This is a genomic window from Rhodovulum steppense (genome assembly GCF_004339675.1).
GTDB classification, from domain to species: Bacteria; Pseudomonadota; Alphaproteobacteria; order Rhodobacterales; family Rhodobacteraceae; genus Rhodovulum; species Rhodovulum steppense.
This window is the reverse complement of the sequence record NZ_SLVM01000004.1, coordinates 67,273-88,494: the sequence shown is the minus strand read 5'-3', so window position 1 is coordinate 88,494 and position 21,222 is coordinate 67,273. Positions and strand designations below refer to the sequence as shown.

The 21,222-nt window shown below is 66.6% G+C and carries 17 protein-coding genes and 1 tRNA gene; 6 read left to right on the top strand and 12 right to left on the bottom strand.

What is annotated here, in order from left to right:
- Nucleotides 1-10 precede the first annotated feature (10 nt).
- Nucleotides 11-814, top strand: a complete 804-nt coding sequence (locus tag EV216_RS03790; RefSeq protein WP_132693738.1) for a sulfotransferase family 2 domain-containing protein — start codon at nt 11-13, stop codon at nt 812-814.
- A 55-nt stretch (nt 815-869) separates the two neighbouring features.
- On the opposite strand, the gene EV216_RS03785 is transcribed toward EV216_RS03790, so the two are convergent.
- The 6 genes from EV216_RS03785 to EV216_RS03760 all read right to left on the bottom strand — a co-directional run bounded on the left by EV216_RS03785 (nt 870) and on the right by EV216_RS03760 (nt 6,304).
- Entirely contained in the window at nt 870-1,067 is a 198-nt protein-coding gene (locus tag EV216_RS03785; RefSeq protein ID WP_132693737.1) for a hypothetical protein, read from the bottom strand.
- Nucleotides 1,068-1,111: 44 nt separating this feature from the next.
- Nucleotides 1,112-2,749, bottom strand: a complete 1,638-nt coding sequence (gene pgi, locus EV216_RS03780) for a glucose-6-phosphate isomerase (RefSeq protein ID WP_132693736.1) — start codon at nt 2,747-2,749, stop codon at nt 1,112-1,114.
- 12 nt (nt 2,750-2,761) lie between these two features.
- Entirely contained in the window at nt 2,762-3,424 is a 663-nt protein-coding gene (gene pgl / locus EV216_RS03775; protein ID WP_132693735.1) for a 6-phosphogluconolactonase, read from the bottom strand.
- Complete coding sequence (gene zwf, locus EV216_RS03770; RefSeq protein WP_132693734.1) at nt 3,421-4,875, bottom strand: glucose-6-phosphate dehydrogenase; 1,455 nt, start codon at nt 4,873-4,875, stop codon at nt 3,421-3,423. Before zwf ends, pgl begins: the two co-directional genes overlap by 4 nt.
- Before the next feature lie 322 nt (nt 4,876-5,197).
- A complete protein-coding gene (locus EV216_RS03765) occupies nt 5,198-5,500 on the bottom strand; it encodes a type I restriction-modification system subunit M N-terminal domain-containing protein (RefSeq protein ID WP_132693733.1) in 303 nt (100 codons plus the stop codon).
- A gap of 219 nt (nt 5,501-5,719) precedes the next feature.
- Nucleotides 5,720-6,304: an HNH endonuclease gene (locus tag EV216_RS03760; protein WP_165899135.1), complete on the bottom strand. Its 585-nt coding sequence runs from the start codon at nt 6,302-6,304 to the stop codon at nt 5,720-5,722.
- 264 nt (nt 6,305-6,568) lie between these two features.
- Between EV216_RS03760 and EV216_RS03755 the strand changes: the two genes are divergently transcribed.
- Nucleotides 6,569-6,645, top strand: a tRNA-Arg gene (locus EV216_RS03755).
- Nucleotides 6,646-6,845: 200 nt separating this feature from the next.
- Here EV216_RS03755 and EV216_RS03750 read toward each other — a convergent pair.
- The gene (locus EV216_RS03750; protein WP_132693731.1) at nt 6,846-8,006 is read right to left on the bottom strand and encodes an MFS transporter; all 1,161 of its coding nucleotides are present in this window, start codon (nt 8,004-8,006) and stop codon (nt 6,846-6,848) included.
- 659 nt (nt 8,007-8,665) lie between these two features.
- Between EV216_RS03750 and EV216_RS03745 the strand changes: the two genes are divergently transcribed.
- The 3 genes from EV216_RS03745 (at nt 8,666) to EV216_RS03735 (ending at nt 13,008) form a co-directional block, all read left to right on the top strand.
- Nucleotides 8,666-9,772: an SLC13 family permease gene (locus EV216_RS03745; RefSeq protein ID WP_132693730.1), complete on the top strand. Its 1,107-nt coding sequence runs from the start codon at nt 8,666-8,668 to the stop codon at nt 9,770-9,772.
- A gap of 308 nt (nt 9,773-10,080) precedes the next feature.
- Nucleotides 10,081-11,880 (top strand): NAD(P)/FAD-dependent oxidoreductase, encoded by a 1,800-nt coding sequence (locus EV216_RS03740; protein WP_132693729.1) that lies wholly within the window; start codon nt 10,081-10,083, stop codon nt 11,878-11,880.
- Nucleotides 11,881-11,937: 57 nt separating this feature from the next.
- On the top strand, nt 11,938-13,008 hold the full coding sequence (locus EV216_RS03735) for a 2,3-butanediol dehydrogenase (RefSeq protein WP_279388184.1): 1,071 nt from the start codon (nt 11,938-11,940) through the stop codon (nt 13,006-13,008).
- A 180-nt stretch (nt 13,009-13,188) separates the two neighbouring features.
- On the opposite strand, the gene EV216_RS03730 is transcribed toward EV216_RS03735, so the two are convergent.
- Nucleotides 13,189-13,941 (bottom strand): cytochrome c biogenesis CcdA family protein, encoded by a 753-nt coding sequence (locus EV216_RS03730; protein WP_132693728.1) that lies wholly within the window; start codon nt 13,939-13,941, stop codon nt 13,189-13,191.
- A gap of 108 nt (nt 13,942-14,049) precedes the next feature.
- Between EV216_RS03730 and EV216_RS03725 the strand changes: the two genes are divergently transcribed.
- Nucleotides 14,050-14,277, top strand: a complete 228-nt coding sequence (locus EV216_RS03725; RefSeq protein ID WP_132693727.1) for a sulfurtransferase TusA family protein — start codon at nt 14,050-14,052, stop codon at nt 14,275-14,277.
- Nucleotides 14,278-14,320: 43 nt separating this feature from the next.
- Here the strand turns inward: EV216_RS03725 and EV216_RS03720 are convergent, their stop codons facing one another.
- From EV216_RS03720 to purQ, 4 genes are all read right to left on the bottom strand, one after another.
- Nucleotides 14,321-16,975 (bottom strand): ribonuclease E/G, encoded by a 2,655-nt coding sequence (locus EV216_RS03720; RefSeq protein ID WP_132693726.1) that lies wholly within the window; start codon nt 16,973-16,975, stop codon nt 14,321-14,323.
- Nucleotides 16,976-17,386: 411 nt separating this feature from the next.
- Nucleotides 17,387-18,718, bottom strand: coding sequence for a sigma-54-dependent transcriptional regulator (locus EV216_RS03715; protein WP_132693725.1), 1,332 nt, complete (start codon nt 18,716-18,718; stop codon nt 17,387-17,389).
- A 9-nt stretch (nt 18,719-18,727) separates the two neighbouring features.
- Entirely contained in the window at nt 18,728-20,491 is a 1,764-nt protein-coding gene (locus EV216_RS03710) for a sensor histidine kinase (protein ID WP_132693724.1), read from the bottom strand.
- 46 nt (nt 20,492-20,537) lie between these two features.
- On the bottom strand, nt 20,538-21,206 hold the full coding sequence (purQ, locus tag EV216_RS03705) for a phosphoribosylformylglycinamidine synthase subunit PurQ (RefSeq protein ID WP_132693723.1): 669 nt from the start codon (nt 21,204-21,206) through the stop codon (nt 20,538-20,540).
- Nucleotides 21,207-21,222: the final 16 nt, after the last annotated feature.

The window sequence follows — 21,222 nt, the reverse complement described above, 5'->3', positions numbered from 1 at the left end:
GGGACGGAAGATGACCGAGAAACGTGTCTATCTGAACCCGCTCAGTGCCGCCTCCCCCTTGACCCGGGCCCTGGCACCATTCTTTCCCCGTTATCGCTCATTGCTGGCGCTGGAGGCGTATCCCGAACATCTGAGGGGACCGCTGCGCAATCTGGTCATGAGCACTGACCGCAGGATTCTGTTCCTGCGCAACCTGAAATGCGCCTGCACCTCGGTTGCGCAACTCCTTTATTACTATTCCGAGGGGCGGTTCTACCCGCGCTCGATCCACCGGGCGACCCGGGGCGTCTATCTGGCGCGCTACTGGTGGTCGGAGATCGAGCCGGTCTATCAGGCGCATTCGGCCTTCTTGTTCACGCTGACGCGGAGTCCCCAGGCGCGGGCATGGTCGGGATTCACCAATTTCTTCGTGGATGCCAGCAATATCGCCCGGCACAATCACATGGGACCGATGCGTGACCATGGTTACGATCCGGCCCACGGCGAAAGCTACAATTTCGATGTGTTCCTCGATTACATCGAGCACAGCCTTGCGATCGACCCGTTGCAGACCAGCGCCCATTTTCGTCCGCAGGTCTTCAACATCGCCTTTGGCGAGATCCCGTATGACCACATCGGCAAGGTCGAGACGCTGGCCGACGATCTGCGCGTCATCTTCGAACGGGCCGGCGCGCCCGGTTTCCCTCCCAAGGAGTTGATCGAACAGAGGTTCAACCGCTCCGAAGCGCCGCGAACCCCGCTGACCCCTGCGCAGCGACGCAGGGTGCGAACGATCTTCGCGCGGGATTACGAGGCTTTCGGATATGACGACTGAACTGCATCTGGGCCCCGCGCCCGATCGGTTGCGGCCGGTGCGCAGCCCTGCCCCCTCAGCCCTGCCCGGTGCCGGTGTCGCGTTTCCAGACCGCAGCGGCGATCTCTTCACGGCTCAGGCCCTTTTCTTCCAGCGCCTTGATGTCCTGGAACATCTGCTCCGCCTCGAGGACCAGCGCGCAATTCTCGCACAAGGCGCCGGATTTCGATCCGAACAGTCCCAGGGACTTTCCACATTCTCGACAATTTGCCATATGTTTCAGACTCCGCAATCGTCCCGCAGCCTAGGCCAAACTGATTAACGAAGCCTTCCCTCTCTCTCGGAACTCTCTGCCTGCCCGGCGACGAATGCGACAAGGGCGCGCGTCGAGCCATCAAGCCCCCCGCCCGCACATTCGCCTGCAAGCACGGGCGCCAGCGCGGTCGCCAGTTCCTTGCCAAGCTCCACCCCCCACTGGTCGAAGGAATTGATCCCGAGGATCACGCCCTCGACGAAGACCCGATGCTCGTAAAGCGCCACGATCCCTCCCAGCATCTGCGGGGTCAGTTGCGGATAGATCAGCGTGGTCGAAGGCCGGTTGCCCGGAAAGACACGGTGATGGGCCTGGCGGTCCAGTTCCGCGCCGGTGAAACCAGCCCGCGCCGCGATGGCGCGCGCCTCGTCAAGGCTGCGCCCGCGCATCAGCGCGGCGGATTGCGCCAGCGCATTGGCCAGCAGCAGGCGATGATGATGCGCCAGTTCGGGTTCGTGCCCGCGCGCGGCGACAAGAAACTCGCAGGGCACGACCTGCATGCCCTGATGCAGCAACTGGTAAAACGCGTGCTGGCCGTTGGTGCCGGGCTCGCCCCAGACCACGGGGCCGGTGGGGCGCAGGGGGCTTGTGCCCTCCATCGTCACGCCCTTGCCGTTGGATTCCATTTCCAGCTGTTGCAGATAGGCGGGCAGCCGCGCCAGGCGCTGGTCATAGGGCAGCACCGCGCGGGTGGGATGGCCCAGCACCTGCGCATGCCAGATCCCGACCAGCGCCAGCAGGACGGGCAGGTTCCCGCCCGGCGGCGCGCTGCGGAAATGGGCATCCATCGCCGCACCGCCCGACAGGAAATCGTCGAAGCGATCGGGCCCGATGGCCAGCATCAGCGACAGCCCGATCGGCCCCCAGACCGAATAGCGCCCGCCCACCCAATCCTCGAAGCCGAAGACCCGCTCGGCCGGGATGCCGAATGCCGCCGTCCGCTCCTGCGCCGAGGACAGCGCGACGAATTGCGCGGCCGGATCGGCCACGCGCCCCGCCATCCAGTCCCGCGCGGTCGCGGCATTGGTCATCGTCTCGATGGTCGTGAAGGTCTTGGAGGCGACGATCACCAGCGTCGTTTCCGGGTTCAGGCCCTTCAGCGTGTCGGCGACATGCGCGCCGTCCACGTTCGAGACGAAATGACAGCGCGGCCCGTCATGGTAGGGCGCCAGCGCCTGCACCGCCATGGCCGGGCCCAGATCGGACCCGCCGATGCCGATATTGACCACATCCGTTATCGCGCCGCCCTGCCCCGCGAATTGCCCGCCGCGGACCATTTCGGCAAAGGCGCGCATCCGCACCAGCGTCGCGCGCAGCTCCGGCATCACGTCGCGCCCATCGACCTGAACCGACCCGGCGGGGTTTCGCAGCGCCGTGTGCAGCACCGCCCTGCCCTCGGTCTCGTTGATCTTCGCACCGGTGAACATCGCCTCGCGGCGGGCCGCAAGGCCGACGGCTTCGGCAAGGTTCAGCAGCAAGTCCAGCGTCTCGGCGTCGATATTCGTCTTGGAATAGTCGAACAGCATGTCGCCCTCGCGCGCCGAAAAGGCGGCGGCACGGCCGGGATCGTCGAACAGCGCCGAAATCGGCCGGTCGGCCACCGCGCGCGCCCTGACGTCAAGCGCCTCCCAGATCCTGTCCATGTCCATCCTTGGTTATTCCGCCCAGTGGATCGTGGCCGACCCCAGCACCGCACAAACCGGCGCCAGCAGCGGATCGTCGATCTCGACCGCCCGTTCCAGCGCCGCGCGCTTGGCGGTCCCCGTGATCAGGATATGCACGACAGTCGCCCCGCGCAGCGCCGGGCCGGTCAGGCTCACGCGCGGTTCGGACTGGCCCGGGGCGGTGATCTGCATCACCGGGGGGGCATCCGGGCGAAGCGCGTCCTCAAGCTCGGGCGCGCCCGGAAACAGCGAGGCCACATGCATGTCCGCCCCCATCCCCAGCACGAGAATATCCAGCGGCAGCGCGCGCCGCACCCGCTCGGTCAGACCGGCCATGCCGTCGGCACCGGGGCGCAACCCGATCATCCGCGCCTCGGCCGCCACCCCGGTCAGCAGCCGGGACCGGATCATCCCCTCGTTCGAGCGGGGATGATCCGGCGGCACCAGCCGTTCATCGGTCGGCAGCACCCGCACCCGGTTCCAGTCCAGCGAACTGGCGCAGAGCGCGTCGTAAAGCGGCCCCGGCGTGGTGCCGCCCGGCAATGCGATGCTGGCCTGCTCGGCATGGAACAGCACGGTGTTCAACTCCCCGGCCAGCGTGTTGGCAAGGTCGATCATCATCATCTCGGAATCGGGATAGCTCATCAGTTTCATGGCCGTATCTCCCGCCATCGCCGCCCGTCGCGATGCATCAGCATCAGCGCATCCTCTGGTCCCGAACTGCCCGGATCATAGGGCTGAGGCCGGTCGCCGCGCGTCTGCCAGGCGGCGATGACGGGATCGGTCCAGGCCCAGGCGGCCTCGACCTCGTCGCCCCGCATGAACAGCGTCTGGTTGCCCCGGATCACATCCATGACCAGCCGCTCATAGGCATCCGCGATATCCTCCGCCCCCGGTCCCAGCGCCTGGGCGAAGGACATGTCCAGCGGCACCTCGATCAGCCGCATTCCGCCCGGCCCCGGCTCCTTGATCGTCACCTTCAGCTTGATCCCCTCGTTCGGTTGCAGCCGGATCACCAGCACGTTCGATTTCTGCCCCTCCTGCTCGCCGAAGATCGAATGCGGCGGATCCTTGAAGGTGATCGCGATTTCCGAAGTCCGCGCGCGCAGCCGCTTGCCGGTGCGCAGGTAGAACGGCGTGCCCTTCCAGCGCCAGTTCGACACATGCGCCTTGAGCGCGATGAAGGTTTCGGTGGCGCTCTCGGGCGTCTCGACATCGTCGAGATAGCCCGCCTGCCCGTTGCCCGCGATATACTGCCCGCGCACGATGTCGCCCGGTTCGACCGCGTCGAGCGCGCGGATCACCTTGAGCTTCTCGTCCCGAACCGCGTCCGGTTCAAAGGCATAGGGCGGCTCCATCGCGATCAGGCACAGAAGCTGCATCATGTGGTTCTGCACCATGTCGCGCATGGCACCCGCCTTGTCGTAATAGCCCCCCCGCCCGGCCACGCCCACGGTTTCGGCCACGGTGATCTGGATGTGATCGACATATTGCGCGTTCCACAAGGGCTCGAACAGCATGTTGCCGAAGCGCACGGCCATCAGGTTCTGGACCGTCTCCTTGCCGAGGTAATGGTCGATCCGGTAGATCTGCTGCTCGTCGAAATGGGCGGCCAGCGTGGCGTTCAGCGCCCGCGCGCTGGCAAGATCGTGGCCGAAGGGCTTTTCCACGACGATCCGGCAACCCTCGCGGTTCATGCCGTGGCGATGCAAGCCGCGCGCCAGATCGCCGAACAAGCCCGGCCCGACCGAGAAATAATAGGCCTGCACCGCGTCCGGGCGGATCCTCGCGGCCAGTTCCGACCAGCCGTCCTCGGCCGTGGCATCCAGCCGGACATGGCAGAGCCGCGCAAGAAACCGGTCAAGCGCCGGGCCGTCGATCCGGTCGGCGGGCACATGATCCAGGATCGTTCGCCGGATGTCCGCCCGCCAGGCGTCGTCGTCGATCGCCGAGCGTGCAACGCCGATGACCTGCGCGGCGTCGGGCAATTGCCCGGCCAGGTCGCGCCGATACAGCGCGGGAAGGATCTTGCGCCGCGCCAGATCGCCGGTCGCACCGAAGATGACGAGGTCGAAAGGGTCGACCGGAATCACGCGTGAGACCATCTGAAACCTCGCCGGAACGCTAACGGGGGCGCACCATATCGGCATCCGCGCACCCCACCCTCTCTAGCATGCCACGTCCCTCATTGTAGAGCGAACCATAGTTTCCACATTTCAGGCCCACAAATCACTGAAATCCTTATCCTTCCCCGCGGCCCCTCTGATCCGGCAAGCATCGTTTTCACCGGATGGAACAATCGGTTTGGTCGGATACGCGCGAATGTGCCATTTCTGTAGTGGAATCGGCCGTTTTCGTGCCCTTGAGCGCACGTCGCGCGGGCCTGTCGCCACCCCGAAACGGTCCCCGTTGCGTGCGATGCAATCCTCACATCCGGGCGACGGACGCCGAGCGCGGCGGGATCCCGAACGGACCGAGGGCAAGGTCTACCGCACCCGCGATTCCGCCCGCGCCGATGGTCTTGGAGTCCCACAGCGCCTTCATCTCCGAGAAGGACACTCCGGGCAGCACCCCGATCAGCGCGTCGGGCTGGCCCGCGCGGTCGGACACATATTTCACAAAGAGCAGGGTAAGGACATAGTCCTTGCAGAGCGAGGCATCCATCCCGCCCCGGAACTGGTCGCAGCTTTCCCAAAGGGACCGGTAGATGTCGCTTTTCCTGATCGCCATTTGCTGTCCTGCACCGCCGAATGTTCTGATTTGGCCAGGCACCAGGGGGGTGGCCCCAAGGGAACAAGCGCGAAACCATTGGGAGTTCAATGGCTCTCAGGACGACGCAAATCGTTGTAATCGCGCGCCTGGCGAAACCGATTCTTCCATCAGGGAAGCACAATCGCGCGTTCTGTGAAAACTGTGGCTCCCTCTGCACTCATGCAACGGGCCTGCATCTCAGGCTTCCAGTTCGGCATCCCAGTAGAGAAAGTCGATCCAGGTCTCGTGCAGCAGGTTCGGTGGGAACTTGCGCCCGATGTCACGCAGTTCTTCCGCGCCCGGCCGACGCGGGGCGCGGCACAGGCTCATCCCCGCCTGTCGCAGGCTTTTCGAACCTTTCTTCAGGTTGCAGCGCGAACAGGCGGCGACGACATTCTCCCAGCTTGTGATCCCGCCGCGGGCCCGCGGCACGACATGGTCGAAGGTCAGATCGCCCCGGGTGCCGCAATACTGGCAGGAAAACTCGTCCCTCAGAAAAAGATTGAAGCGCGTGAAGGCCACGCGCTTCTGGGGTTTGACGAAATCCTTGAGAACCACGACCGAGGGTATTCGGATCTCCCGCGAGGGGCTGCGCACCACCTTGTCGTATTCTGCCACGACATCGACCCGGTCAAGCACCGCCGCCTTGATCGCCTCCTGCCAAGGCCAGAGCGACAGCGGATAGTAGGAAAGCGGACGGTAATCGGCGTTCAGCACCAGCGCAGGATGATTTCTTAAACTGCCAGGTTCGCGAACGAAACTACTTCTGAAATCCCCGTCCATCTGCGACTCGGCCTCCGCCCCGACTGCCTGCCCGGCTGCGGAGCGGGACGCGCCCGCCCCTGCCTGTATGTGACTATATATGGCGTTTCCCGCCTGACAAGCCCCGCAACATGAAGTGGCCCGCCATGGACTGCCTAGCGCCATCGGGTAACGGCGATGTGACGCCATCCGCCACCCTGCCCGCGCCCCCCCAACCACCCCGGCGCCAGCACCGCGGCTTTCCGATTGCAGCCGTCGCCCCGCGCCGCTATATCCCGTGGCGAAGCACCCGTAGCTCAGCTGGATAGAGCGCTGCCCTCCGAAGGCAGAGGTCACAGGTTCGAATCCTGTCGGGTGCGCCACCCAGAAATCCCATGGACACCGACATATTGGCCCGCGTCAGGGTGGCTTTCCCCCTTTGGAAACCGGCCTGTCACGTTCTGGTCACGGCAACGGGTTTTCGATCTGGCCACCATGCAGGAATCGGAACCGGAAATGGCAGACACGACGACGACGCGCTATGCGCATCGCATCCGGCCGCCCCGAGGTCGCCGCCGTGGGACTATGACCGCCTGAGCACCAGAAGGGCAATCAGCGCCGCCAACCCCAGCCCGGCCGTCAGCCAGATTGCCGAAAGCCCCCAGGCCGTCAGCGCCGCCCCGAAGATCAGCGGTGCCGCCGCCTGAAGGATGCGGGCCGGGGCGTTCAGCCAGCCAAGCCGCTGGCCATACCCGGCCGCCCCGAACAGCGCCAGCGGCAGCGTGCCCTTGGCGATGGTCAGGATCCCGTTGCCCGCCCCGTGCAGCAGAGCGAAGACATAGGCGGCCGGGCCGCCGAAGGTCACCAGCGCCACGGCGGCGACCGGATGGGCCGCCGCGGCCATGCGGGTGGAGAAAAGCGGGTGGAACCGGCGCAGCAGGCCGAACTCCAGCAGCCGCGCCGCCACCTGCGCCGGGCCGATCAGCGCCCCGGCCGCGATGGCAACCGCAGTGCTGGCCCCGGCGGCCTGCAACAGCCCCGGCAGATGCGCGGCCATGGCGGTTGAGTTGAACCAGGTCACGGCAAAGACGAAGGCCAGCAGCACAAGCGCCAGGCGCGACGGCGGCGGCCCGGCCTCGGTGGGGGCGGTCGCGCCGGTGAAGGACCCGGTCCCTTTCGGCAGCAGGGCGTTCAGCGGCAACGCAAGGCACAGATGGATCAGCGCCCAGCCCAGACATGCCTCGCGCCACCCCCACAGCGCCAGCATCAGCCCCGACAGCGGCCAGCCGACGGTGCTGGCGAAGCCCGCGATCAGCGTGATGCCGGTGATCGGCCCGCGGGCCTCCTTGCCATAAATGCCCGCCAGCGTGGCAAAGCCCGCCTCGTAAAGACCGATGCCCATGCCCAGCCCGATGATCGCCCAGCCCGCGAACAGCAGGACGGGCGAGGGCGCCACGGCCAGCAGCACCAGCCCGGCGGCAAAGATCAGGTTCGATGCCATCAGCACGCCGCGCCCGCCCGCGCCGTCGATCCGCGCCCCGGCCCAGGGCCCGACCATGGCCGAGACCACCATCGCCATGGAAAAGGCACCGAAGACCCAGACCGGCGACAGGCCAAGGCTGTCGGCCATCGGCACCGCCAGAACCGCGGGGATGTAGTAGCTCGACGCCCAACTGACCGTCAGAGATGTGCCAAGCGCCGCTACGATCAGGCCACGCCGTTCGGGCGGGAGCCTCGATATCATGCGGATGTCCGCCGGTGGCGCGGCGCGGCGAAACGGCGCCCCTTCATGGCATGACCCGGAACTGAAACAGCGGCCCCGGGGATCGGCCCCGAAGCAACCCGGACCCGCGGGGTCCGCCAGTCCCGGCAACGGATCCGGCAAAGGCCGACATGGACGGGGCAATCCACATGGTTGAACACTTCGTGGCCCAGCCTGTCCTGACGGACAAGGCGCGCATTTTGGCCAGGGGCGGCAGGCGCGCGGGCCTGCGGACAGGGCGTGATCATGCCACAAATATAACCATTAAACCGGTTTTGTAAATTATTCGTGGGCATCGGTGGCGCCTGCCGTCCGGGTTCGGCACGAGGCTCCGGCAAGGCCGACCAGGACGGCCGGAGCCCCGAAACTCCCCCACCCGGTCGGCGCCCGCGGTGACCTCGCGTTCGAGCGCCGTCAGGTGCAACCTGGAGCTGGCGAACGACCGCCCGCAGCGGTGGGCTGAGAGCCGACGCGAAACCCTGCCCCGGCCAATCCCTTCCGGGTCCGACGCCACGCGAACCGCTTTCATCGGTGCAGCGGCTATGGCAGTGTGCGCCCGCCGTCCTCTCCGACCCTGCCCCCGCGATGCCCCGTGATTCCTCTCCCCTGTCGCCGCGCCGTTCCGTTGGACGGACTCTGCCGTGCATCCTCATCTGATCCGTCGCTGGCTGCGCGAAGACTGGCTTCTGGTCCTTCTGCTCGCCTTGCTGCCTGTGCTGCTGGTCATGGTGCCCGTGGCGCCGACCCGGCTCGCGGCGCTCGTGGACTGGAAGACGATCGCGGCGCTGGCGGGGCTGATGGTGCTCAGCCGCGGGCTGGAGGTCAGCGGGCTTGTCGACCGGGCCGGGCGGGCGCTGATCATCCGGCTGCGCACGGAGCGGCGGCTGGCCGCGGCGCTGGTGGTGTTCGCGGCGCTCCTGTCTGCGGTCGTGACGAATGACGTGGCGCTTTTCGTCACGGTGCCGCTGACGCTGGGATTGGCCCGGGCGACGGCGCTGCCGGTGGGGCGGCTGGTGATCTTCCAGGCGCTTGCGGTCAACGCGGGCTCGGCGGCCTCGCCGGCGGGCAACCCGCAGAACCTGTTCCTGTGGCAGGTCTCGGGTGCAGGCTTCGGTGAATTCTTGCTGGCGATGCTGCCGCTGGCGGTCGCGATGCTGGCGATCCTGCTGGCGCTGGTGCCGCTGGGCTTTTCCGCCCGGCCCGTCACGGTGTCGCGCACGGACAGCCCGCTGCCCCTGCAACAGGCGCTCGGGACAGTCTCGCTGGTGGCCTATCCGGTGTTTCTGGGGCTGGTGAACGCGGGATTTGCGGTTGCGGCGGCGGTCGTCCTGCTCGGGCTGTTCGCGCTCGCCTTCCGGCAGGTGCTGCGGGGCCTCGACTGGCCGCTTCTGCTCATCTTCGTGCTGATGTTCGTCGATCTGGGCCTGCTCGCGCATCTTCCGGCCATCGCCACCGCGGTGCCCGCGGCGCTGGAACTGCCGGGTGGCGCCTACATGCTGGGCGCGGTCCTGTCGCAGATCATGTCCAACGTCCCCGCCGCGATCTTCCTCGCTCCCTTCACCGACGACTGGCGTGCGCTGGCCTGGGGTGTCAGCGTCGGCGGCTTCGGCCTTGCCATCGGGTCGCTCGCCAATCTCATCGCCCTGCGGCTCGCCCGCCAGAAAGGTCTCTGGATACGGTTCCATCTTTGGTCTCTGCCAATGCTGGCCCTCGCCTTCGCCGCCGGGGCGTTGCTGCGCGCATCCTGATCGCCACCGCCCCCAGGAGTCGCCCGACCCCGGCGCGATCTCGGCAATGCTGGCATGGCCGCTGGAACCTGACACCTCGCCGCGATGCAGAAACGAATCAGGCCTTGCCCCGCCCCGAGACCAGACCTGCCCGCAAGGTGCCCATGGGCATGAACCGCCCGACCGTGACGCGACGGATTCGCCGGACCGCGCGTTGCACATCGACATTAAGCGCACAACTGCGTCAGCCCGGCGCGATTTCTCTGGCCAGCGTGCCCCGTCCTGCGGCAGCCTTCCGGGCGGGAGAACGACGAAACGGGAGGAAACACATGCTTGATTCAACCACGACGGATTCCACGCGCGCGGTCCTGTCGGCCTTTGGCGAGGCGCTGGAACAGGGCGATATCGACCGCGCGGTGGGGATGTTCGCCGATGAATGCTACTGGCGCGATCTTGTGACATTCACATGGAACATCAAGACCGTAGAGGGCAAGGAACAGGTCGCCGACATGCTGCGCCACCAGCTTGCGACGACCAGGCCGCGCGGCTGGGACCTGGCCGAGCACGAGATCCCGACCGAAGCGGACGGCATCACCACCGCCTGGATCACCTTCGAGACCGATCTTGCGCGCGGCTATGGCCTGATGCGGCTGAAGGACGGCCGGATCTGGACGCTGCTGACCAGCATGGTCGAACTCAAGGGCCATGAGGAACCCAGGGGCTTTGCCCGGCCGCTGGGGGCCAGGCATGGCGCGGGCAAGCACCGCACCACCTGGAAGGAGGAGCGCGAGGCCGAGGAACGCGACCTTGGCTATACGAAACAGCCCTATGTGCTGATCGTGGGCGGCGGGCAGGGCGGCATCGCGCTTGGCGCGCGGCTGCGCCAGCTGGGCGTGCCCACCATCATCGTCGAGAAGAACGACCGCCCCGGCGACAGCTGGCGCAACCGCTACAAGTCGCTCTGCCTGCATGACCCGGTCTGGTACGACCACCTGCCCTACATCAAGTTCCCCGAGAACTGGCCCGTCTTCAGCCCCAAGGACAAGATCGGCGACTGGCTGGAAATGTATACCAAGGTGATGGAGCTGAACTACTGGACGCGCACCACCTGCAAATCCGCCAGGTATGACGAGGCCGCCAAGGAATGGACCGTCGTCGTGGACCGCGACGGGCAGGAAGTCACGCTGAAGCCGAAGCAGCTGGTGCTGGCCACCGGCATGTCGGGCAAGCCGAACATGCCCGCCTTTCCGGGGATGGAGAAGTTCCGCGGCGACCAGCACCATTCCAGCAAGCATCCCGGCCCCGATGCCTATCGCGGCAAGAAATGCGTGATCGTCGGCTCGAACAACTCGGCCCATGACATCGCCGCGGCGCTGTGGGAGCATGATGCCGATGTGACGATGGTGCAGCGGTCCTCGACCCATATCGTGCGCTCGGACACGCTGATGGAGATCGGGCTGGGCGGGCTTTATTCCGAGGAAGCCGTGCAGAACGGCATGACCACGGAAAAGGCCGACCTGATCTTTGCCTCGATCCCCTATGCGATCCTGCACGAATTCCAGATCCCGCTCTACGAGCAGATGAAGGAACGCGACAAGGCCTTCTACGACGGGCTGGAAAAGGCCGGGTTCCAGCTGGACTGGGGCGCCGATGGCTCGGGGCTGTTCATGAAATACCTGCGCCGCGGCTCGGGCTATTACATCGACATCGGGGCGAGCCAGCTTATCATCGACGGTCAGATCAAGCTGGCCCATGGCCAGGTGCGCGAGGTGGTCGAGGACGGGCTGATCCTGGAGGACGGCACGAAGCTTGAGGCCGATCTGATCGTCTATGCCACGGGCTACGGCTCGATGAACGGCTGGGCGGCGGACCTGATCGGGCAGGACGTGGCCGACAAGGTGGGCAAATGCTGGGGCCTTGGGTCCGACACGCCCAAGGATCCCGGCCCGTGGGAAGGCGAGCAGCGCAACATGTGGAAGCCGACCCAACAGGAAGGGCTGTGGTTCCATGGCGGCAACCTGCACCAGTCGCGCCATTACTCGCAGTTCCTTGCGCTGCAACTCAAGGCCCGGATGGAGGGGCTGCCGGTCGAGGTCTACGGGCTTCAGACGGTGCATCACCTCGGCTGACACGAGGCGCGCCCGGGTCCCTGCGACCCGGGCCGACCCATCGGAAAGGAGACAGAGATGACCGACAAGACCATGCGCGCCGCCGTCTGGTACAAGGCCCGCGATCTGCGCGTCGAGGACGTGCCCATCCCCGCGCTGACCGATCCGCATGCGGTGCGCGTCAAGGTGGCCGCCTGCGGCATCTGCGGCAGCGACCTGCACGAATATGCCGCCGGGCCCATCTTCATCCCCGTCGATGCCCCGCATCCGATCAGCGGCCAGCAGGCGCCCATCGTCATGGGCCACGAATTCGCCGGAGAGGTGGTCGAGGTGGGCAGCAAGGTGACCCGCGTCAAGCCGGGCGACCGGGTGGCGATCGAGCCGATCCTGTCGCCCAACCGCGACGGCGCCTATCTGATGGAGCGCTACAACCTGAGCCCGCTTCTGGGCTTTCACGGGCTGTCGGGCGGCGGTGGCGGGTTTTCGCAATTCACGGTGGTCGGCGAGCACATGCTGCACCTGATGCCGGACGATCTGTCCTGGGAACAGGGCGCGCTGGTGGAACCGGCCGCCGTCGCGCTGCATGCGGTGCGCCAGAGCGGGCTGAAGGCGGGCGACAGCGCCGCGGTCTTCGGCACGGGGCCGATCGGGCTGATGGTGATCGAGGCGCTCAAGGCCGCCGGGGCGGCCAGCATCCATGCCGTCGAAACCTCGGACGTGCGGCGCGCCAAGGCGCAGGATCTGGGCGCGACGGTGCACACCCCGGCCGATGGCGACGTGGTCGAGGCGATCCACGCGGCCTCGTCGGGCGGGGTCGATTTCGCCTTCGAGGTGACGGGCGTTCCGTCGGTGCTGTCGCAATGCATCGACGCGACCCATCCCGGCGGCGAGGTCGTGATCGTCAGCATCTGGGAAAGCAACGCGTCCTTCCAGCCCAACACGCTGGTCATCAAGGAACGCACGATGCGCGGGATCATCGCCTATCGCCATGTCTACCCGGCGGTCATGGCCCTGATGCAGCGGGGCTATTTCCGGGCCGAGGATCTGGTGACCGACCGGATCGCGCTGGATGACGTGGTCGAAAAAGGGTTCGAGAAGCTGCTGAACGACAAGTCCCAGATCAAGATCATGGTTACGCCGCCGGACTGAAGGCGCCGACCACCGCGCCGCCCCCGCCGGTCATGCGATGGCGGCGCGCCCGGGTCAGGGGGGGACCGACACGGCGCGCAGGTCGGATCGACGCCGGGTCGCAACCGGGCGTCACCACGCCCGAATGGCCGCCATCACGCCTCCCGTCTGGCCTTGCCGTTCCGGGCGAGCGCAGCCGGATCAACCCAGAGATGCAAGCCCCGGGAAGGTTTCAAGCAGCCAGTAGCTGAACGCGCTGAACGCCCCTGTCACCAAGGCCAGACCGACCACCAGCAGCAGCGCTCCCATCGACCTTTCGATCAGCTTCATATGGCGCTTGAGCCGGTTCATCAGGCCCATGGATCGTTCGATGAACAGCGCGGCCAGGATGAAGGGCACGCCCAGCCCCGCCGCATAAACCCCCAGCAACAGCGTGCCCCGGGCCACATCCGCCTCGGAGGCGGCAAGCGACAGGATCGCGCCCAGTTGCGGGCCGATGCAGGGCGTCCAGCCAAAGGCGAAGGCGAGCCCCAGAAGATAGGCCCCCAGGGCAGAACCGCCCCGGTCGCCCGCATCCAGCCGCGCCTCGCGGTCGAGGATGGGGATTCGGAAAACGCCCAGGAAATGCAAGCCGAACACGATGACCATCACGCCCGCCGCGCGCGCGAACCAGTCCTGGTTCTGCAGGAAGAACGCGCCAAAGGCCGAGGCGGTGAAACCCAGCAGCAGAAAGACCGTGGACAGCCCCATAACGAAGAACAGCGCGGGCGCCAGCGCACTGCGCCGTGTCCCGGTCCGGCCGGTCAGTTCGCCCATGCTGATCCCGCCCATATAGGCGAGATATGGCGGCACGATGGGCAGCACGCAGGGGCTGACAAAGCTCAGAACGCCAGCGGCCAGCGCCACCAGGATCGCGGGCAGAAGCCCAGCGTCGATAAGCTCGATTCCGAACATCCCGCCTCCTTGTCCGGTTCGGGCTTACCCCAAACCGGATCATTGGTCACGCCACCCGGCCTCACAAAGCCGTGGACAGGACGCCGCAAGCGTCTTACGCACGCGAAGATGGTGGTAGCACTTGAGATAGACGCGCTGGGGTTGCGTTGCCCTCTGCCCGTGCTGAAGGCGCGCAAGGCGCTTGCGCAGATAGCCCCCGGCGGGGTGTTGCGACTTTGGGCCGACGATCCCATCGCGATGATCGACATCCCGCATTTCTGCCGCGAGGCGGGACATGAATTCATCGCCATGGAAGAACGCGATGGCGCGCAGCTTTACCTGATCCGGAGAGGCTAGAAAGCCCGGCCCCCAAGGGGGGACCGAGCCATTTCTGTTGTCCTTACCGGCCCAGCGACCACCAGCCGCGCTTGCGCGACGCAGGCTCCGCCTTGGCGGAATCGTCCCCTTGCTCGACCAGTTCGGGCGCCGGTGCGGGCTGCACCTCTGCCTCGACCTCGGGCAGGGCCTCGGCTTCGGTCTCGGGCCGAATGTCGGATGCAGCCTCTGCCGCCTCTGGCTCCGGCATCGCCGCGGCCCCGGCCTGAACGTCGGACGCGGCCTGCGCCGACTCCGGCTCGGGCATCGCCTCGGCCTCGGCATCCTCCGCCATGGGCTCGGCTGCGGGCTCTGGTTTGCTTGCCCGGGACCCGCGCGAACGTCGGCTGCGGCCTTTCTTGGGCGCTGTCTCGGTCTCACCCGCGTCCTCAGCCGCATCCGCCAGCGGCACAGCCTCAGCCTCGTCGGCCGCCGCCTCTTCCAGCCGCGCCTCCTCGTCGGTCTGCCCGGGCTTCTTGCGCCGACGGCGGCGGCGGCGCTTCTTGGGCTTGTCCTCTTCCCCGGCAACCGTCACGGCCGCGGGCGCGGCCTCGGCTTCGGCTGTCTCGACCTCCTCGGCCAGATCGGGCATGTCGGAGGTATCGACCGAGATGACCGGCGCGCTGACCTCGGGCACCGCCCTTGTGGCCGTCTTGAACCGCTCGATCGAGAAATCGGGCGAGATCAGGAACGGATCGGCCTCGACCCGCACCGACAGGCCATAGCGCGCCTCGATCTGGGCGATATGCTCGCGCTTCTGGTTCATCAGGTAGTTGACGATGCCGATCGGCGCCTTCAGCAGCACCTCGCGCGAGCGGGCGCGCACGCCTTCCTCCTCAAGCTGGCGCAGGATCGCCAGCGCAAGGTTGTCGTCGGACCGGATCAGCCCGGTGCCGTGGCAATGCGGACAGGGCTGGGTCGTCGCCTCGATCATGCCGGGGCGCAGCCGCTGGCGGCTCATCTCCAGAAGGCCGAAGCCCGAGATCCGGCCGATCTGGATGCGGGCGCGGTCGCTCTTCAGCTTGTCCTTCAGGCGCTTCTCGACGGCGGCGTTGTTTTTGCGCTCTTCCATGTCGATGAAGTCGATGACGATCAGCCCGGCAAGGTCGCGCAAGCGCAACTGCCGCGCCACTTCCTCGGCGGCCTCCAGGTTGGTCTTGAGCGCGGTTTCCTCGATCGAGCCCTCTTTCGTCGCCCGCCCCGAGTTCACGTCGATCGCCACCAGCGCCTCGGTCACCCCGATCACGATATAGCCGCCCGATTTCAACTGGACCGTCGGGTTGAACATCGAGGACAGGTAGCTTTCCACCTGGAAGCGCGCGAAAAGCGGCATCTGCTCGGTGTAATGGCGCACGTTCTTGGCGTGGGACGGCATGATCATCTTCATGAAGTCCTTGGCCACGCGGTAGCCGCGCTCGCCCTCGACCAGCACCTCGTCGATCTCGCGCGAGTAAAGATCGCGGATCGAGCGCTTGATCAGGTCGCCTTCCTCGTAGATCGGCGCGGGCGCGATGGATTTCAGCGTCAGCTCGCGGATCTGTTCCCACAGCCGTTGCAGGTATTCGTAGTCGCGCCGGATCTCGGACTTGGTCCGCTGCGACCCCGCCGTGCGGATGATGAGGCCGGCGCCCTCGGGCACCTCAAGTTCGGCCGCGATTTCCTTCAGCTTCTTGCGATCCGCGGCATTGGTGATCTTGCGCGAGATGCCGCCACCGCGGGCGGTGTTGGGCATCAGCACGCAGTAGCGGCCCGCAAGGCTCAGATAGGTCGTGAGCGCCGCGCCCTTGTTGCCGCGCTCTTCCTTGACCACCTGGACCAGCATGATCTGCCGGACCTTGATGACCTCCTGGATCTTGTAGCGCCGCAGTCGTGGCTTGGGTCGGCGGATCTCCTCGGCCACATCCTCCTCGGCGATCGACTCGATCTGGTCATCGCGCTCTACAAGGTCGGTGCTGTTATCCTCGCCCTCCTCGCCCGCCGTCTCGGACGGTGAGGCGTCGGTATCTGCCGCGGCCTCGCCCGATTTGCGCGCGGGCTTGCGCCGACGCCGACTCGGACGGCGGGGCTTGGCCGGATCGGCGGCATCCTCGACCGGCGGGGCGGCCACGTCTTCCTCGCCCAGATCGACGACATCCATACCGGGAATGCTGGCGGGTTCGCGGGTTTCGACCGGATCGTCACTGCGGGCCGAAGCCGCCATCGTGGCGGACGGCTTAGTGTCGTCCCCGGTCTCTGCCTCGGGCTCCGGCGAATCGCCTTCCGGTTGCACCTCCGCATCGGCCTCGGAGGCGGACTCGACCTCCACCGCCTCGTCCTTCTGCGAACGGCGCGACCGGCTGCGCCGCTTGGGACGGGGCTTGTCGCCGCCCTCGTCCTCGTCCATCGCCTCGGCGAGCGCGCGTTCCTCGGCCAGCAGCGCCTCGCGGTCGGCCACCGGGATCTGGTAATAATCCGGATGGATCTCCGAGAAAGCCAGGAAACCGTGGCGGTTGCCGCCGTAATCCACGAAAGCCGCCTGAAGCGAGGGCTCGACCCGGGTGACTTTCGCTAGGTAGATATTGCCGGCGAGTTGCCGCTTGTTGACGCTTTCGAAGTCGAAATCGTCAACCCTGGTTCCGTCCACCACCACCACGCGGGTTTCTTCCGCGTGGGTGGCGTCGATGAGCATTTTCTTTGCCATATCAATTCTTTGCACCACGGCGGGCCGCCTGCCCCCGGGGGGGCCAGACGGTGCGGTGGGTGTCTTGTTGGGGCGTGGGCGCGCACACCGGGTCGGCGGGCGGCATCTGGCCTGCCCGTCCCGTGCCCTGACTGTTCGGCGCACTCCATCGCGGTTCGTCTCCGATGCCGCATGGGATCGCGGCACCCGTTGGTTAAACCCGGCGCCCCTCGCGGGCCCGGGGATGCGGTGGGTTCTTGCCGAACCCGATCGGCCTGTTTCGTGCTGGTCCAGGACATATCGCCGCGGGACGCGCGAAAAACAGCGAAACTCATTCCTCGCTCGGGCACGTCCCTCCGGACGGGCCGACGCCCGGCGACATTAGCGGCACTTGACCGCCAAACACAATGCCTTTTTCCGCCGCAATCCGCCTCAGAGATAGTCGGACCGGCTGAGTCCGTACTTGGCCATCTTCTCGTTCAGCGTGCGCCGGGGCAGGCAAAGCTCTTCCATCACGCCCGCGATCGAACCCTTGTGGCGGCGCATGGTGTTGTCGATCAACATGCGCTCGAACGCCTCGACATACTCCTTAAGCGGCTTGCCTTCGGTCGTCATCACCGGCCGCGTCGCCTCGTTGTCGGCCATCAGGAGGCTGGCGATCGTCCCCGATCCGCGGCGGCTTTGCAGCACCGCGCGTTCGGCGATGTTGATGAGCTGGCGGATATTGCCGGGCCAGGGCGCCTGCATCAGTTGCGCCGCCTCCTGGGCACTGACCTCGGGCGCGTCGCAGCCATATTCCTCGGCGAACTGCTCGGAAAGCCGGGTGAACAGCGTCAGGACATCCTCGCCCCGGGCCCGCAGGGGCGGCAGGGTGATCTTCATCGCCGCAAGGCGGTAATAGAGATCCGGGCGAAGGACATCCTCGACGGTCTTGTCCTGTTCCTGAAGGTTCGAAACCGCGATGATGCGCGTCTCCGCCGGGTTGCCCTGATCGTTGATGAAGGTCAGAAGACGCGCCTGCAAGGACGGCGACAACGCCTCGACATCCTCCAGACAGAGCGTGCCGCCACGCGCGTCCTCGACCGCGGGCAGCGCACCGCCCTCCTCGACCGGACCGAACAGCCGGGCCGACAGCGCGTCGGGGTCGCAGGCAGCGCAGGCGATCTGCACGAATCTCTTGCCCGCCCGCGGCCCGACCGCATGCAGCGCATGCGCCACCAGCGTCTTGCCGGTGCCGGTCTCGCCGTCGATCAGCACATGACCGTCGGCCTGGCCCAGATCCAGGATATCCTCGCGCAGCCGCTCCATCACGGGGGACGAGCCCATCAGCTTCTTGACCAGCACCGAGCCGTCGCCCAGTTCGCGGCGCAGCGCCCGGTTGTCCAGCGTCAACCTGCGCGACTGGCTCGCCCGCTTGGCCAGTTCCGTCATCCGGTCGGGATTGAACGGCTTCTCCATGAAGTCATAAGCGCCGATCCGCATCGCCTCGACCGCCATCGGCACATCGCCATGGCCTGTGATCATGATAACGGGCAGCGTGGAATCGAGGCTCATCAGCTTTTTCAGGAACGATATCCCGTCCATGCCCGGCATCTTGATGTCGGTCACGACGACACCCGGGAAATCTGGGCCGATCTCCTTCAGCGCATCCTCGGCGCGCGCAAAGGTGGCGGTCTCGAACCCGCTCAGCGCCAGCCACTGGCTGATCGACTGGCGCATGTCCTGTTCATCGTCGACAATGGCGATCTTCATGGCCTGGGGCATCGTTCCTCGCTACTCCGCAGCTTCCATGTCCTGGCTCAATATGGGAAGCTGGACCTCGAATACAGCCCCGCCCTCGTGCCCGTTGCGTGCCGTAAGCCGCCCGCCGAGGTCGTTCACGATCCCCGACGAGATCGCTAGGCCCAGCCCGACGCCGTCGCCGGGCTGCTTGGTGGTGTAAAACGGTTCGAAGAGCCGGTCCGGATCCTCGATCCCGTGGCCGTTGTCGCGCACCGTCAGCATCGCCGTCTCTCCCGCCGAAAGGATCACGTCGATCTGCGGTTCCGCCGTCTCGCGCGTGGCGTCCAGCGCGTTGCGCAGCAGGTTGATGATCACCTGCTCCAGCCGCACCCGGTCGGCCATCACCGTCACAGGCTGGCGCGGCATGGTCCGGGTGATCGTGACCTTGCGGCGCTTGAGCTGCGGCTCCATCATCGACAGCGCACCCGACACGCAGGACCGCACATCCAGCGGCTCGAACGCGTCGCCGCCCTTGCGCGCATAGCTCTTGAGCTGGCGCGTGATCGCGCCCATCCGATCGATCAGATCGTCGATGCGCTGGAACGAGGACAACGCCTCCTCGGGACGCTTGCGCTGCAGCAGGAGTCGCGCGCCCGCCAGATAGGTCTTCATCGCGGCCAGCGGCTGGTTCAGTTCGTGGCTGACCGAGGCGGACATCTCGCCCAGCGCGGCAAGCTTGGAGCTTTGCGCCAACGTCTGCTCGACAACCTCCAGGTTCTTCTCGGCGCGCTCGCGTTCGGCGATCTCGCGCTGAAGGCGCGCGTTCAGCGCGCGCAGTTCCGCGGTCTCGCGCTGGAACACCCGCGAGCGCGACTGTGCCCGGCGCGACAACAGGTAGAAGGTGCCCGCCAGCAGGATGGCGAAGCCCATGATCTCCAGAGCAAGCACCGCGTTCACCCGCTCGCGCACCGAGACATAGGTCGTGAAGGACAGGATCCGCCAGCCGCGGAACGGGATGCGTGCCTCGTTGCGCATCACCGCCTCGCCCATCAGATAGGCATCGGGCGGCAGCGCGCCCCAATCGGCCGTCGCCTGCAACGCGCGCCGAATCGCCGAGGGCGGCGAGCGCACCGCCAACGCCTCATCCACCGTGCGCCCGCGCCAGCGCGGCTCGGTCGACAGGATGATCTGTCCCTCGCTGTCGGTGACGATGATCGCGTCCGCAATGCCCGCCCAGCTCTTCTCGAACTTGGCCAGATCGACGCCCACCACGATCACGCCCGCCCTGCGGCGGTCTGCGGTGATCGCGCGCGAATAGGTGAAGGCAAAGCCCCCCGGCTCGGTGCGCGAGGTGATGAAGACGGTCTCGTTCGAGCGTTGCGCCTCGACGAAGAAAGGCGCACTGCGCAGATTGGTGCCGATCTGTGCGCGATCCGTCGCCGCCACCACCCGTCCGGAATTGTCCAGAAGCATCAGCGAGGCCGCGCCGATCTCGTCCACATAGGAAATCAGCCGCTGCGAGCTTTGCGAGAAATCGCCGCTGTCGAGCGCCTGGATCAGCAGCGGATCGCGCGACAGCAACAACGGCACGACCGAGGCGCGCTGCAGCTCGCTGACCACGCTGCCCGAATACAGCGCCAGCCGGACCTGCGCGCGGTTGCGGGTGTTCTCGGTAAACCGCTCGGTCAGCCAGGTATTGGTGACCCAGACCGTCGCCACGGCAACCGCCACCAGCAGCAGCAGCGCGAAGCGCTTGCCCCATTCGCCCGTCCCTCGCGGGCGGACGATCCTCGACTGGCGAAAGGTGCCCAGCATGGCAACAGGTTACGCCCTGGCGCGGGCGCGCTCAAGCGCGCCCCGCTCAGGCCAGCGCCAGCGCGCCGACAAGCGAGCGGAAAAGCGCCGCCCCGTCCGTGCCGCCATGGGCAGGCTCGGCGGCGCGTTCAGGATGCGGCATCAACCCGAGAACCCTACGATTTTCCGACAGGATCCCGGCGATGTCGGCGACCGATCCGTTCGGATTGTCACGATAGGTGAACGTGATCCGGTCTTCGTCCCGCAACCGCGCCACCAGATCGGCATCGGCGACGTAATTTCCGTCGTGATGGGCGATGGGAATGGTGATCCCCTGCCCCTTGGCATAGCCTGCGGTAAAGGCGCTATCGACGGTTTCCACTGTCAGGTCAACGGGTTTGCAGACGAATTTCAACCCGGCATTGCGCATCAGCGCGCCGGGCAGGATGCCGGTCTCGGTCAGAACCTGAAAACCGTTGCAGATGCCCAGCGCATAGCCGCCCCGATGCGTGTGCTCGATCACCGCCCGCGTGATCGGCGAACGCGCGGCGATCGCCCCGCAGCGCAGGTAATCCCCGAAGGAGAACCCGCCGGGGATGCCGACGACATCGACGCCCTCAGGCAGCGCGTCGTCCTTGTGCCAGACCATGCTGACCTCGGCGCCCGCGTTGCGGAAGGCCACCGCCAGGTCGCGGTCGCAGTTCGATCCCGGGAAGACGAGAACGGCAGCTTTCATGGCGGTCTCCCTCGGC

Bases quoted from the DNA above. Each gene is read 5' to 3' on its own strand.
- EV216_RS03790 (WP_132693738.1), top strand. From the start codon at position 11: ATGACCGAGAAACGTGTCTATCTGAACCCGCTCAGTGCCGCCTCCCCC.
- EV216_RS03715 (WP_132693725.1), bottom strand. From the start codon at position 18,718: ATGCCCCAGGCCATGAAGATCGCCATTGTCGACGATGAACAGGACATG.
- pgi (WP_132693736.1), bottom strand. From the start codon at position 2,749: ATGGACAGGATCTGGGAGGCGCTTGACGTCAGGGCGCGCGCGGTGGCC.
- pgl (WP_132693735.1), bottom strand. From the start codon at position 3,424: ATGAAACTGATGAGCTATCCCGATTCCGAGATGATGATGATCGACCTT.
- EV216_RS03785 (WP_132693737.1), bottom strand. From the start codon at position 1,067: ATGGCAAATTGTCGAGAATGTGGAAAGTCCCTGGGACTGTTCGGATCG.
- EV216_RS03710 (WP_132693724.1), bottom strand. From the start codon at position 20,491: ATGCTGGGCACCTTTCGCCAGTCGAGGATCGTCCGCCCGCGAGGGACG.
- EV216_RS03750 (WP_132693731.1), bottom strand. From the start codon at position 8,006: ATGATATCGAGGCTCCCGCCCGAACGGCGTGGCCTGATCGTAGCGGCG.
- EV216_RS03725 (WP_132693727.1), top strand. From the start codon at position 14,050: ATGGTGGTAGCACTTGAGATAGACGCGCTGGGGTTGCGTTGCCCTCTG.
- zwf (WP_132693734.1), bottom strand. From the start codon at position 4,875: ATGGTCTCACGCGTGATTCCGGTCGACCCTTTCGACCTCGTCATCTTC.
- EV216_RS03735 (WP_279388184.1), top strand. From the start codon at position 11,938: ATGACCGACAAGACCATGCGCGCCGCCGTCTGGTACAAGGCCCGCGAT.
- EV216_RS03760 (WP_165899135.1), bottom strand. From the start codon at position 6,304: ATGGACGGGGATTTCAGAAGTAGTTTCGTTCGCGAACCTGGCAGTTTA.
- purQ (WP_132693723.1), bottom strand. From the start codon at position 21,206: ATGAAAGCTGCCGTTCTCGTCTTCCCGGGATCGAACTGCGACCGCGAC.
- EV216_RS03730 (WP_132693728.1), bottom strand. From the start codon at position 13,941: ATGTTCGGAATCGAGCTTATCGACGCTGGGCTTCTGCCCGCGATCCTG.
- EV216_RS03765 (WP_132693733.1), bottom strand. From the start codon at position 5,500: ATGGCGATCAGGAAAAGCGACATCTACCGGTCCCTTTGGGAAAGCTGC.
- EV216_RS03740 (WP_132693729.1), top strand. From the start codon at position 10,081: ATGCTTGATTCAACCACGACGGATTCCACGCGCGCGGTCCTGTCGGCC.
- EV216_RS03720 (WP_132693726.1), bottom strand. From the start codon at position 16,975: ATGGCAAAGAAAATGCTCATCGACGCCACCCACGCGGAAGAAACCCGC.